The organism is Streptomyces tanashiensis (genome assembly GCF_014648895.1).
Lineage (GTDB): Bacteria > Actinomycetota > Actinomycetes > Streptomycetales > Streptomycetaceae > Streptomyces > Streptomyces tanashiensis.
In genome coordinates this window covers 433,439-447,218 of the sequence record NZ_BMRZ01000001.1, presented here as the reverse complement: position 1 = coordinate 447,218, position 13,780 = coordinate 433,439, and the positions used below count along the sequence as shown (strand labels likewise).

The following is a 13,780-nucleotide window of genomic DNA, read 5'->3' as shown; positions in this document are numbered from 1 at the left end:
TCCGGGGCGTGGGACGGCATAGTCGCAAGGGCTCCGCGCCCCCGGTGGCCGACACCGGGCAACAGGCCGGGGCGGGGACGGGGCAGGGGGCGGTTCCGGCGGGACCACCACCCGGGACGGGACGCCGCCGCAGGTCGACGGGCGGCGACGGCCAGGAGGCCGCCGGGCCGCAGGGGTACGGCACCCCCGCGCACGGCACCCCCGTGTACGGGACGCCGGCGCACGGGACTCCGCAGTACGGGACTCCGGCGCACGGCACCCCGCAGTACGGCACTCCCGCGCACGGGACTCCCCAGTACGGCACTCCCGCGCACGGGACGCCGATGTACGGCACCCCCGCGCAGGGTTCTCCGCGGTACGGCGCCCCGGCGCAGGGCGCACCCCCGTACGGGGCTCCGGCGCGGGGCGCCGGCCGGTTCGGGGCCTCCACGCCCGTCGCCCCGGTCCAGGGCGCCCCCGCGTACGGCACGCCGCGGCACGGGACCCCCGCGCACGGCACCCCCGCGTACGCCGGCGGGGCCTCCGACACCCCCGCGCACGGCACGCCCGGCACCCCCGCGCACGGTGTCCCCGTCCACGGGGCGTCCGTGCGGGGCGGGCACCCGCAGCACGAGGAGACCTCCGCCCCGCGCCCCGGGTCCTCCGGTCCCCGGCACGGCGCCCGCCGGACCGCCGCGACCGAACAGGCCGATCCCCAGGCGCCGTTCATCCCCGGGCCCCGCCGCGAGAGCGCGGTGGGCGACCCGGAGACGGAGGCCCCGGCCGGCGGGGGCGGTCTCGGCCGCACCCTCACCGGAGTCGCGGCCGCCGCCGTCGCCACCGTCCTCGCCGTCGTGGTCGCCGGGCAGGTCGCCGACCGGGACGAGGCCCCGCCCGTCGCCCGGGCCGCCGAGAAACCCGCCGAGCGGCCCACGGACGACACCTCGGCCTCCCGCTCCGACGACCGGACCGTCCCGTCGAAGCCGGCGCCGGCCGTCACTCCGCCGACGTACGAGCAGCTGATGACCCGCCAGTTCCCGATCGACCCGAAGCTGAAGGGCTCCGGGGAGTTCGAGGCCGTGCCGGGCCTGGCGAAGGCGCCCGGCAAGGGGGAGCTGATCCGCTACCGGATCGACGTCGAGAAGGGGCTCGGACTCGATCCGAAGCTCTTCGCGGACGCCGTGCAGAAGACGCTCAACGACAAGCGCAGCTGGGCCGGCCAGGGCGAGATGACCTTCGAGCGCATTTCCAGCGGCGATCCGAAGTTCGTGATCACGCTCGCGAGTCCGGGGACCACCGGCGCGTGGTGCGCGAAGTCCGGACTCGACACCACCGTCGACAACGTCTCCTGCGACTCGGCCTCCACTCAGCGCGTGATGATCAACGCCTTCCGCTGGGCGCAGGGATCGTCGACCTTCGGTCCGAAGGCGATGTACGCCTATCGCCAGATGCTCATCAATCACGAGGTCGGACACCGGCTCGGACACGGGCACGTGAGCTGTCAGACGGCGGGTGCGCTCGCTCCCGTGATGCAGCAGCAGACGAAGTCCCTGAACGTCGACGGGATCAAGTGCCGCCCCAACCCCTGGGTGTATCCCAAGAGTTGACGACCCGTCCGAATGGGCGCTGTCCGCATCCCGAGACGGGTGTCTCGGGATCGCGGGGATGCGCGTTGACATCGCTCACGCGTTCGTCCATATTTCTCGGCATGTCGCACCGTCACGCCGTTTCCGATAGCGCCGCCCTTGAGCTGGCGCTCTTCGGCGTGACCGGACACACGGTCGCCGACATTCTCTGTAGCTGACGCAGCCCGAGCGCTCGTCGGCCTTCCTTTTTCTCGCCGCGCCCGGGTTCTTCATTCCCGCAGGCGCCGTCCCCCCCTTTCGGGCCCTTTCTCCGTGCCTGCGGAAATCTCCTTTCCCTTTCCCGCAGTTCACCCCGAGAGGTCTCCTTCCGATGCGTCATTCGTCCGTCATCTCGCGCCGCGTGGCAGCGGCCGCCGTCAGTGTCGTCCTGGCCTCGGGCGCCGCCGCCTGCGGTCCCGAGGACGCCGGCGCCAAGGGCGGAACCTCCGGCAAGGCCGCGGGTGCCCCGCAGAAGGGCGGCACGCTCACGGTCCTCAACAACGAGGCCCAGAGCGACTTCGACCCGGCCCGTCTCTACACCTCCGGCGGCGGCAACGTCCCCTCCCTCGTCTTCCGCACGCTCACCACCCGCAACCGCGAGGCGGGCGCGGCCGGCACCCAGGTCGTCCCCGACCTCGCCACCGACACCGGCCGCCCCAACAAGGACGCCACCGAGTGGACGTACACGCTGAAGGAGGGCCTGAAGTTCGAGGACGGCACGCCCATCACCAGCGCCGACATCAAGTACGGCATCGAGCGCTCCTTCGCGGCCGAGCTCTCCGGCGGCGCCCCCTACCTGCGTGACTGGCTCGTCGGCGGCGACACCTACCAGGGCCCGTACAAGGCTGCGTCTGATGGAAAGAAGGGGAAGGGCCTCGCGTCCATCGTCACCCCCGACGCCCGGACGATCGTCTTCAAGCTGAGGAAGCCCGAGGGCGAGTTCCCCTTCGTCGCCACCCAGACCCAGTTCGCCCCCGTCCCGAAGGCCAAGGACACCGGCGCCAAGTACGAGGAGCACCCGGTCTCCTCCGGCCCGTACAAGGTCGTCGAGAACGAGAACGACGGCGAGCACCTCGTCCTGGAGCGCAACGAGCACTGGGACCCGAAGACCGACGAGGAGCGCAAGGCCTACCCGGACAGGATCGACGTGAAGTCCGGCCTCGACGAGGCCGTCATCAACCAGCGCCTCGCCACCTCCTCCGGTGCCGACGCCGCCGCCGTCACCACCGACACCAACCTCGGCCCCGCCGAACTCGCCCAGGTCGGCTCGGACAAGGCGCTCGCCGCCCGCGTCGGCACCGGCCGGTTCGGCTTCACCAACTACATCGCCTTCAACCCGAAGGTGAAGCCCTTCGACAACCCGAAGGTCCGCCAGGCCATCTCGTACGCCGTCAACCGCACCAGCGTCGTCAACGCGGCGGGCGGCTCCGCCCTGGCCGAGCCCGCCACCACATTCCTGCCCGAGCAGAAGGCCTTCGGCTTCACGGCGTACGACCACTTCCCCGCCGGGAAGACGGGCGACCCGGCGAAGGCCAAGGCGCTGCTCAAGGAGGCCGGCTACCCGAACGGCCTGACCGTCACCCTGCTGCACTCCACCGCCCAGAACCGCACCACCAGCCCCGAGATCGCCACTGCCGTCCAGGAGGCCCTCGGCAAGGCCGGCATCACCGTCAAGCTCGACGGCCAGGAGCCCAACTCCTTCAACGAGAAGCGCTGGAGCGTCAAGGACGCCCCCGGCTTCTTCCTCTCCCGCTGGGGCGCCGACTGGCCGGCCGGCGGCCCGTTCCTCGCGCCGATCTTCGACGGCCGCCAGATCGTCACCGACGGCTCCAACTACAACCACGCGCAGCTGAACGACCCGGCGGTCAACAAGGAGATCGACGAGATCAACAAGCTGACCGACCTCAAGGCGGCCGCCGCCCGCTGGGGCGCCCTCGACAAGAAGATCGGCGAGCAGGCCCTCGACGTCCCGCTCTTCCACCCGGTCTACAAGCGGCTCGTCGGCAAGGACGTCAAGAACGTCGTCATCGGCGACTGGACCGGCGTCCTCGACGTCTCGCTGGTCGCGGTCAAGTGACCAGCCTGACCGACGCTCCGGCGCCCGTGGCGGGCCTCCCCGCCACGGGCGCCGCCCGGCAGGTGTGGCGACGGCTGCGCACCCGCCCGGCCGCCCTCGTCTCCGCCGCCGTCCTCCTCCTGCTCGTCCTCCTCGCCCTCGCCGCGCCGCTGCTGGCCGCACTGGAGGGCCAGGACCCGCACACGTACCACGACGACCTCGTCGACTCGGCCCGCGGCGGCGTCCCGTACGGCGCCTTCGGCGGGGCGAGCGCCGACCACTGGCTCGGCGTCGAACCGGGCACCGGCCGCGACCTGTTCGTCCGCCTCCTCTACGGCGCCCGGATCTCGCTCCTCGTCGCCGTCGGCGCCACCGCCGTCCAGATCCTCATCGGCGTCCTCGTCGGACTCGCCGCCGGCCTCGGCGGCCGGTGGCTCGACGGGCTCCTCAGCCGCCTCACCGACGTCCTCGTCGCCCTCCCGATGCTGGTCCTCGCCCTGGCGCTGACCGCCGTCGTCCCGCGCGACTTCCCCCGGCCGCTGCTGCTGATCCTCGTCATCGGCCTGCTCGGCTGGGCCTACACGTCCCGGATCGTGCGCGCCCAGACGCTCACCCTCAGGAGCCTCGACTTCGTCGCCGCCTCCCGCCTCGCCGGCTCCGGCCGGTGGCGGACGGCTCGCCGGGAGCTGCTGCCCTCGCTCGCCGCTCCCGTCATCACCTACGCGGCGATCTCCTTCCCGACCAACATCGTCGTCGAGGCCTCCCTCTCCTTCCTCGGGGTGGGCGTCACCCCGCCCACCCCGTCCTGGGGGCAGATGCTGTCGACCGCCCAGACCTGGTTCCGGGCCGACCCCGCGTACGTCCTGCTGCCCGCCGGACTGCTCTTCGTCACCGTGCTCGCCTTCACCGTCCTCGGCGACGCCGTCCGCACGGCGCTCGACCCCCGCGAGGCGAGCCGGCTGCGCGTGGGCACCCGCAAGGAGTCCCGCCGGGCCTCCCGCGCGGGCTCCCTCAAGGAGGCCTCCCGATGACCCGCTTCGTCCTCAAGCGGCTCGCGGGCGCCGTGCTCGTCCTGCTGGCGCTCTCGGTCCTCGTGTACGCCCTCTTCTACCTGGCGCCCGGCGACCCCGCCCGGCTCGCCTGCGGCGAGCGGTGCAACCCCCAGCAGATCGCCCAGGTGCGCGAGCAACTCGGCCTGAACGACAGTGCGTTCGTGCAGTACCTGCACTTCCTCCAGGGGGTGTTCACCGGCCGCGACCACTCCACCGGCACGTCCGTCACGCACTGCGACGCGCCCTGCCTCGGCCTCTCGTACCAGAACGACCAGCAGGTCACCCAGCTCGTCCTGGAGCGGCTCCCCGCCACCGCCTCCCTCGCCCTCGGCGCCATGGTCATCTGGCTCCTCGTCGGCGTCGGCACCGGGCTCCTCTCGGCGCTCCGCCGGGGCGGCGTCACCGAGCGCGCCCTGACCGTGCTGACCCTCGCCGGGACCGGCACGCCCGTGTTCATCCTCGGTCTGCTGCTCCTCATGGCCGTCTGCGCCTATCTCCAGTGGCTGCCCTTCCCCTCGTACGTACCGCTCGGCGAGGACCCCGAGCAGTGGGCCTGGAACATGCTGCTTCCCTGGCTCACCCTCGGCTTCTTCGAATCCGCCAAATACGCGCGGCTCACCAGGAGTTCCACCCTGGAGACGCTCGCCGAGGACCACATCCGTACCTTCCGGGCGTACGGGGTGGGGGAGCGGTCCGTCGTCGCCCGCCACGCGCTGCGCGGCGCCGTGCCGCCGGTCATCGCGGTCAGCGCCGTCGACCTCGGCTCGATGTTCGGCGGGGCCGTGCTCACCGAGTCCCTCTTCGGCATCCCCGGCCTCGGCAAGACCCTGCTCGACGGGGTCCGCACGATCGACCTGCCCGTGGTGGTGGGCGTGGTCATGGTGATGGGCACGGCCGTCGTCCTCGCCAACGTCCTCGCGGACCTGCTGTACGCGGCCGCCGACCGAAGGGTGGTCCTGACGTGACCGAGTCCCCGCTGGTGGAAGTCAGCGACCTGACCGTCGAGTTCGAGCGGGAGGCCGGGGCCGTACGGGCCGTCGACGGGCTCTCCTTCACCCTCGGCGAGGGCCGCGCGCTCGCCCTCGTCGGCGAGTCCGGCAGCGGCAAGTCCACCGTCGCCGGCGCCCTCCTCGGCCTCCACCGGGGCACGGGCGCCCGGGTCGGCGGCTCCGTGCGGGTGGGCGGCATCGACGTCGCCGCCGCCGGTCCCGCCGAGCTGCGGCGGCTGCGCGGCGGGGTCGCCGCCATGGTCTTCCAGGACCCGCTGTCCGCCCTGGATCCGTACTACGCCGTCGGCGACCAGATCGCGGAGGTCTATCGGATCCATCATCCGGTATCCAGAAAGGCCGCCCGGGCCCGCGCCGTCGAGGTCCTCGACCGCGTCGGCATCCCCGACGCGGCCCGCCGCTCCCGCTCCCGCCCGCACGAGTTCAGCGGCGGCATGCGGCAGCGCGCCCTCCTCGCGATGGCCCTCGCCTGCGAGCCGAAGCTCCTCGTCGCCGACGAACCCACCACCGCGCTCGACGTCACCGTCCAGGCCCAGATCCTCGACCTGCTCCACGAGTTGCGGCGCGAGACCGGCACCGCGCTGCTCCTCGTCACCCACGACGTGGGCGTCGCCGCCGAGAGCGTCGACGAGGTGCTCGTCATGCGCGACGGGCGCGAGGTCGAGCGGGGGCCCGTCGCCGGGGTGCTCGGCGCGCCCTCGGCGCCGTACACCCGGGCGCTGCTCTCCGCCGTGCCCCGGCTCGACGGGCCCGTCCGGACCCCCACCGAGAAGGGGGAGACGCTGCTCGAAGCCGCCGGCCTGCGACGGGAGTTCGGCCGGGGCAAGGTCGCCGTGACCGCCGTCGACGGGGTCTCGCTCGCCGTCCGCGCCGGCGAGACCCTCGGCGTGGTCGGTGAGTCCGGCAGCGGCAAGACGACCCTCGGCCGGATGCTCGTCCGGCTCCTCGACCCGACCGGCGGCGAACTCCGCTACCGGGGTACGCGCATCGGCTCCCTGCCGGAGCGCGAGCTGCGCCCCTACCGCCGCGAGCTCCAGATGGTCTTCCAGGACCCGGTCGCCTCCCTCAACCCGCGCCGCTCCGTCGGCGAGTCGATCGCCGACCCCCTGCGCGTGGCGGGGGAGCGGGACGAGACCCGGATCCGCGGCCGGGTGCGGGAACTGCTCGACCGGGTCGGGCTCGACCCCGACCGGTACGAGGCCTACCCGCACGAGTTCAGCGGCGGCCAGCGCCAGCGCGTCGGCATCGCCCGCGCGCTCGCCGCCGAACCCCGGCTGATCGTCTGCGACGAGCCCGTCTCCGCGCTCGACGTCACCACCCAGGCCCAGGTGACCGCGCTGCTCGCCGAGCTCCAGGCCGAACTCGGCCTCGGGCTCGTCTTCATCGCCCACGACCTCGCCGTCGTCCGGCAGGTCAGCGACCGGGTCGCCGTCATGCGCGGCGGCCGGATCGTCGAGCAGGGCACGGTCGCCGAGGTGTACGGCGCGCCCCAGGACCCGTACACCCGGCAGCTGCTCGCCGCCGTGCCCTCGCTCGATCCGGTCCTCGCGGCGGAGCGCAGGGGACGGCGCCAGGAGCTGGCCGCCGCCTGACCCTCCGTGACCGTTCCGCCGCGTACCGCGACAGAACGCGACCGGGGTGGGAAAGTTACGTGCATTCACCCCTTCCGGTGGTGCGACGGACAACCGTCCGTCGCACCACCGGTGTCTCCGCTTACGTTCTTCCCGCTGCGAGTCACCGGGCCGACGGTGGCCGCCGTCAAGGGAGATCGGGGGTGCACGCGTGCGGATCGGACTGCTCACGGAGGGTGGCTACCCGTACGCCACCGGTGAGTCCGGACGCTGGTGCGAACGGCTCGTACGCGGGCTCGGACAGCACCAGTTCGACCTCTACGCCCTCGGCCGGACCGGCACCCCGCCGGCCCTGCCGCCCCACGCCCGTATCGCCCGCGCCGCCGACCTCGGCCCCGACGCCGCCCCGGCGCACCAGGCCGAGCGCGCCGGCCTCCGCGAGCCCCGCGCCTCCCGCCGGGCCTACGGACGCCACGAGCGCCGCCGCTTCACCGAGGCCTACCACCGGCTCGCCACCGGACTCTGCGCCGAGGACGACGCGACCTCCTTCGCCGAGGGGCTCTACGCCCTCGCCGAACTCGCCCGTGGGCGCGGCGGACTCCCCGCCGCACTCCGCTCCGACGACGCCGTCCGCGCCCTGGAGGCCGCCTGCCGCGCGCCCGGCGCACGCCGGGGCGCGGCCGCCGCCGGACTCCCCGACCACCTCGCCTTCGCCGAGCAGCTGGAGCGCGCCCTCCGCCCCCTCTCCCTCGACTGGTACGAGGAGGAGACGCTCGGCGCGGCCGACCTCTGCCACGCCGCCGCCGGAGGCACCACCGCCCTCCCCGGACTGCTGGCCAAACGCTTCTTCGGAACCCCGCTGCTCGTCACCGAGTACGGCGTACCGCTCCGCGCCCACTACCTCTCCGCCGCGGGCGCCGACCGCTCGGGCCCCCTGCGCACCCTGCTCGCCGCCCTCCACGGCCGGCTCGCCGGCGAGATCTACCGGCAGGCCGCCCTCCTCACCCCCGGCAACGCCCACGCCCGCCGCTGGCAGGAGAAGTGCGGCGCCGACCGGGCCCGCATCCGCACCGTCCACCCCGGCATGGCCGCCGACCGCTTCGCCGAGGTCGGCGAGGACGAGGAGAGCGGCGACCCGGCCACCCTCGTCTGGGTCGGCCGCGTCGAACCCGCCAAGGACCTCATCGGCCTCCTCCACGCCTTCGCCGAGATCCGGGCCCGGCAGCCCGACGCCCGGCTGAGGATCGTCGCCGTCCCCGCACCCGAACCGGCCGCCGGCGCGTACCTCACCTACTGCAAGGGGGTCGCGGCCCAGCTCTTCCCCGACGAGGCCCCCGGGGCGCACGCCGTCGGCGAGAACCCCGTCACCTTCGAGGAGCTCGGCGGACCGGAGGCGCCCACCCTGGAGGACGCCTACGCCTCCGGCGCGCTCGTGGTCCTGTCCAGCGTCGTCGAGGGCTTCCCCGCCAGCCTCGTCGAGGCGATGTTCTGCGCCCGGGCCACCGTCTCCACCGACGTCGGCGCCGTCGTCGAGATCATCGGCGGCACCGGCCTCGTCGTCCCCCCGCGCAACCCCCGGGCGCTCGCCGACGCCTGCCTCGCGCTGCTCCGCGACCCCGAGCGCCGCCACCGGCTCGGCGCCGCCGCCCGCGCCCGCGCGCTCGAACTCTTCACGGTCGAACAGAACCTCGCCGCGTTCCGCGGCATCTACCTCGAACTCCTCTCCCACGCGCCGGTGCGCCACCGCCCCGGGGACGGCGTCCCCTTCGCCCACCCGGCCGAGGCCCATGTGCCGGGCAGCTGGGCGCACAAGGCCGTGACCGCGGGGACAGGAGCCCCCGATGCCTGAAGGAGGCACCCCCATGCGCGGCTCCGCCGCCCCGACGAGCCCCGGAGCCTGGGACGCCCGCTCCGAAGCCCTCCTCGGCACCCCCGCCCTGACCGCCGCCGGCTCCCTCGACCTGCGCGCCCCCGCCCCCGAGGACCCCGTCGACGCCGCACCCTCCGGGATAGCCCCGACCCCCGAGCCGCCCCCACGCCCGGAGACCCTGGCGGAAGCGGAGGCCCTGGCGGAAGCGGAGGCCCCCGCCCGACCGGGCGCCGACGAGACCGGGTCTCTGCCGGACGCCCCGGCCGGACCGGCGGAAGCCGAGGCCCCCGCCCGACCGGGCCCGGCCGGGCACGGTGCGGGTGGTGTGCCGGAAACCGCCGCCCCTGAGCCCGGTCCCGACCGAGGCCACGCTCCGGTGCCGGGTGCCGCGTGGAGAGCGGAGTCGGCGCCCGGCCCCGCCGCCCCGCGGCCCCGTCGCGGGAACGCCGACCCCGTGAAGGTGCTCATGCACCGGCACCGGGAGCTCTGCGAGCACGCCGTCGACCCGCTGGAGATCGCCGCCGGCCTCGAAGCGCAGGGCTTCACCGACCGGACCGCCGCACGCTTCCGCCACCGGGACGTGTTCTCGCTCGCCGAGGAGCTGTACGCGCGCGTGCCGCGCGGCCAGGAGAGGCCCGCGCCCGCCCCGGAGCCCGAGCGGGCCCGCGCGCCCTGGGCGCTCGCCGCCCTCGCCCCCGGCGGGGCCGCCGGTCTGACCGGCCTCGGGCTCGCCCTCGGCCACGGACCGGTGCGGCTCGCCGTCGCCGCCGCAGGGGCGCTCGCCCTCGGCGCGGCACTGCTGCTCGCCGTCCGCCGGGGCCCCTTCCGCGCCCCCGACGGAGGGACCGTCCCCGCCGCCCGGCTCTGGACCCTCTGGCTCCTGGCGTACGCGGTCGGCGGCGACGGACTCCTGGAGGAGGTCCTCGGCGGAGGCCCCGACGGGCCCTGGCCGCTCGCCCCCGCGCCCCTCCTGGGCCTCGCCCTCGCCGTCGCCCCCGCCGCCTGGTGCGCCCACCTCTTCGCGAGCCGGGCCCGCCGCCGGATCGCCGACAGCCGGGGCCTCGCCGACTTCGCCGCCGCCACCCGGCCGCTGCTCCTCGGCACCGTGACCCTCCAACTCCTCGCCCTCACCGGCCTGCTCGCCCTCACCGGGTTCAGCTCCGGGGCCCTCGCCCTCGGCACGCTGCTGCTGCTCGCCCGCCTCCTCACCGTCCACGGCTTCCCCGAGACGGCCTCCGCCGCCCTCGCCGCAGCCTGTGCCGCCGAGGCCCTCGCCGTCGCGAGCGTCCTCGCCGCCCGCGTCCCCGTACCCGGCTTCGACGCCCTCGCCGCCCCCGTGCGCGCCCTCGTCGACGCCTGGGGCCCCGGGGCCGTACCCACCCTCGTCTGCGGCGCCGCCGCGCTCGGCCTGCTGGCCCACGCGACCGGCGCCCTCACGAGGGCCTCCGCCCACGCCACCCCATGAAGAGCCCCGGAAGGCCCGGCGACCACCATCCCGCCGGGCCTCCACCGCCGAGACCCTTCCGCACCCGCGGAGCCGACGCCGCGGGCGCGCCCCGTCACCTCTCTCATCACCCCGCAAGGAGACCGAAGACCATGACCACCCAACCCCCAGCACCGGCCGGTCGGCACGTAGGGGCCGCACGATGAGGGTGCTACTGCTCGGAGCCAACGGCTTCATCGGCCGCTTCGTCGCCGACCGGCTGCTCGCCGACCCGGCCGTCCACCTCACCGCGCTCGGCCGGGGCGACGACGCCGACGTCCGCTTCGACCTCGCCTCCGGCAGCCCCGGCGCGCTCACGCGCTTCCTGGACGCCGTCCACCCCGGGGTCGTCGTCAACTGCGCCGGAGCCACCCGCGGCGGCGCCCGCGAGCTGACCCGGCACAACACCGTGGCCGTCGCCACCGTCTGCGAGGCCCTGCGCCGCAGCGGCTGCGGGGCCCGGCTCGTCCAGGTCGGCTGCGCCTCGGAGTACGGGCCCAGCCAGCCAGGCTCCTCCACGGCCGAGGACGCGATCCCGCGCCCCGGCGGCCCGTACGGCGTGTCCAAGCTGGCCGCGACCGAACTCGTCCTCGGTTCCGGGCTCGACGCCGTCGTCCTGCGCGTCTTCTCCCCGGTCGGGCCCGGCACGCCCGCCGGCTCCCCGCTCGGCCGCCTCGCCGAGGCGATGCGCCGCGCGATGCAGGCCGGGGACGGCGAGCTCAAGCTCAGCGGCCTCGGCGTGCAGCGGGACTTCGTCGACGTACGGGACGTGGCGCGGGCCGTCCACGCGGCCTCCCTCTCCGCCGCCCAGGGCGTCGTCAACATCGGCACCGGCCGCGCCGTCCGGCTCCGGGACGCCGCCGCCGTCCTCGCCCGGGTCGCCGGCTACTCCGGCAACCTGCACGAGCTGGACGCCCCGCACGGCATCCCGCAGCGCCCGATGATCGGCGCCCCCCGTACCGAGGGGACCATCGCCGACCAGCTGGCCTCCGCCCCGTACCCGTACCCCGACGGCTGCGGACCCTGGCAGCAGGCCGACGTCCGCACCGCCCGCGACCGGCTCGGCTGGCGGCCCCGGATCAACCTGGAGGAGTCCCTCGCCGACATCTGGATGGAGGCGGCGTGTCGCATCTGACGACGACCACGGCCACCGGCGCCGTCCAGGCGCTCGGCTTCGGCGTCCCCGGCTACGCCCATCCGCTGCTCGCCCCCGTCGAGTGGGCCGAACTGACCCGCCCCGGGACCCCGCTGCACTGGGCGGTCCTCAATGTGGCGGACGGTCCCGGGAGCCGCCCCGACCCGCACTGCCTGGAGGCGGCCGGGAAGCTGCGGAACGCCGGGGTCAGGGTCCTCGGGCACCTGGACCTGGCGTACGGCTCCCGGCCCTTCGGGGAGCTCGTCTCCGACGCCCACCGCTTCCTCGACTGGTACAAGGTCGGCGGCTTCTACCTGGACCGCGCCCCGGCCGACCGGGCCGACCTGGCGGGGACGCGGCGGCTCACCGCCACCCTGGAGACCGTCCTCGGCGGCGAGGCCCACCTCGTGCTCGGCCACGGCACCCACCCCCACCCGGGGTACGCCGAGGCGGCCGACCAGCTGGTGACCTTCGCCGGTTCCTGGGTGGACTACCGCTGGTCGCAGGTGGCGGAGTGGACCGCCGAGTACACCGAGGCGAAGTTCGTCCACCTCGTCCACGGCGTCCCGCGCACCCACCTCGACGAGGCCCTGCGGATCGCCCGCTGGCAGGGCGCGGGGACGATCTTCTTCACGGACCGTCCCGGCCGGCCGGGACAAAGCGACCAATTCCACACCCTGCCCGGCTACTGGGACGAAATCGTCTCGCGGATCGGACCGGGTGTCTCGGAATGAGAAGGGGCGTGGCAGTGTTACGGGGAGAACAACCGTACTGACATCCCGACCACCGGAGTCCCCGTGTCGCTGCCACCCCTGGTCGAGCCGGCTGCCGAGCTCACCGTAGACGAGGTCCGCAGGTACTCCCGCCACCTGATCATCCCGGACGTCGGGATGGACGGGCAGAAGCGGCTGAAGAACGCCAAGGTGCTGTGTGTCGGCGCCGGTGGCCTCGGCTCCCCGGCGCTGATGTACCTGGCCGCCGCCGGCGTCGGAACGCTCGGCATCGTGGAGTTCGACGAGGTCGACGAGTCGAACCTCCAGCGCCAGATCATCCACAGCCAGGCCGACATCGGCCGCTCCAAGGCCGCGTCGGCGCGCGACAGCGTGCTCGGCATCAACCCGTACGTGAACGTGATCCTTCACGAGGAGCGGCTCGAGGCCGACAACGTGATGGACATCTTCAGCCAGTACGACCTGATCGTCGACGGCACCGACAACTTCGCCACCCGCTACCTGGTGAACGACGCCTGCGTGCTGCTGAACAAGCCGTACGTCTGGGGCTCGATCTACCGCTTCGACGGCCAGGCGTCCGTGTTCTGGTCCGAGTACGGTCCCTGCTACCGCTGCCTCTACCCGGAGCCCCCGCCGCCGGGCATGGTCCCGTCCTGCGCCGAGGGCGGCGTCCTGGGCGTGCTGTGCGCGTCCATCGGCTCCATCCAGGTCACCGAGGCCATCAAGGTCCTGGCCGGCGTGGGCGACCCGCTGGTCGGCCGTCTGATGATCTACGACGCCCTGGAGATGCAGTACCGGCAGGTCAAGGTCCGCAAGGACCCCGACTGCGCGGTCTGCGGCGAGAACCCGACCGTCACCGAGCTCATCGACTACGAGGCCTTCTGCGGCGTCGTGTCCGAGGAGGCCCAGGAGGCGGCGCTCGGCTCGACGATCACTCCCAAGCAGCTCAAGGAGTGGATCGACGAGGGCGAGAACATCGACATCATCGACGTCCGCGAGCCGAACGAGTACGAGATCGTCTCGATCCCGGGCGCGCGTCTGATCCCGAAGAACGAGTTCCTCATGGGCAGCGCCCTCCAGGACCTCCCGCAGGACAAGCGGATCGTCCTGCACTGCAAGACGGGTGTCCGCAGTGCGGAAGTCCTCGCGGTGCTCAAGTCCGCGGGCTTCGCGGACGCGGTCCACGTCGGCGGCGGCGTGATCGGCTGGGTCCACCAGATCGAGCCCGAGAAGCCGGTCTACTAGGACGCACCGCGCGGAAGGCCCCGGAC

10 protein-coding genes are annotated in these 13,780 nt (G+C 74.2%); all 10 read left to right on the top strand.

Features of this window, described 5'->3' with window-relative positions; genetic code table 11:
• Positions 1-8: 8 nt before the first annotated feature.
• On the top strand, positions 9-1,586 hold the full coding sequence (locus IE237_RS01945; protein ID WP_229842187.1) for a DUF3152 domain-containing protein: 1,578 nt from the start codon (positions 9-11) through the stop codon (positions 1,584-1,586).
• Positions 1,587-1,935: 349 nt separating this feature from the next.
• Positions 1,936-3,681, top strand: a complete 1,746-nt coding sequence (locus IE237_RS01940; protein WP_189800022.1) for an ABC transporter substrate-binding protein — start codon at positions 1,936-1,938, stop codon at positions 3,679-3,681.
• Positions 3,678-4,691 carry an ABC transporter permease gene (locus IE237_RS01935; protein WP_189800021.1) on the top strand — a complete coding sequence of 338 codons (1,014 nt, stop codon included), beginning with the start codon at positions 3,678-3,680 and terminating at the stop codon, positions 4,689-4,691. The genes IE237_RS01940 and IE237_RS01935 overlap by 4 nt, the downstream gene beginning before the upstream one ends.
• A complete protein-coding gene (locus IE237_RS01930; RefSeq protein ID WP_189800020.1) occupies positions 4,688-5,677 on the top strand; it encodes an ABC transporter permease in 990 nt (329 codons plus the stop codon). Before IE237_RS01935 ends, IE237_RS01930 begins: the two co-directional genes overlap by 4 nt.
• Entirely contained in the window at positions 5,674-7,311 is a 1,638-nt protein-coding gene (locus IE237_RS01925) for an ABC transporter ATP-binding protein (protein WP_229842186.1), read from the top strand. Before IE237_RS01930 ends, IE237_RS01925 begins: the two co-directional genes overlap by 4 nt.
• A gap of 190 nt (positions 7,312-7,501) precedes the next feature.
• The gene (locus tag IE237_RS01920; RefSeq protein ID WP_189800019.1) at positions 7,502-9,139 is read left to right on the top strand and encodes a glycosyltransferase; all 1,638 of its coding nucleotides are present in this window, start codon (positions 7,502-7,504) and stop codon (positions 9,137-9,139) included.
• Between the two features lie 13 nt (positions 9,140-9,152).
• Complete coding sequence (locus IE237_RS01915) at positions 9,153-10,625, top strand: hypothetical protein (RefSeq protein ID WP_229842184.1); 1,473 nt, start codon at positions 9,153-9,155, stop codon at positions 10,623-10,625.
• 181 nt (positions 10,626-10,806) lie between these two features.
• On the top strand, positions 10,807-11,778 hold the full coding sequence (locus IE237_RS01910) for an NAD-dependent epimerase/dehydratase family protein (RefSeq protein ID WP_189800018.1): 972 nt from the start codon (positions 10,807-10,809) through the stop codon (positions 11,776-11,778).
• Positions 11,766-12,512 carry a spherulation-specific family 4 protein gene (locus IE237_RS01905; RefSeq protein ID WP_189800017.1) on the top strand — a complete coding sequence of 249 codons (747 nt, stop codon included), beginning with the start codon at positions 11,766-11,768 and terminating at the stop codon, positions 12,510-12,512. The genes IE237_RS01910 and IE237_RS01905 overlap by 13 nt, the downstream gene beginning before the upstream one ends.
• 63 nt (positions 12,513-12,575) lie before the next feature.
• Positions 12,576-13,754, top strand: coding sequence for an adenylyltransferase/sulfurtransferase MoeZ (gene moeZ, locus IE237_RS01900; RefSeq protein ID WP_189800016.1), 1,179 nt, complete (start codon positions 12,576-12,578; stop codon positions 13,752-13,754).
• Positions 13,755-13,780: the final 26 nt, after the last annotated feature.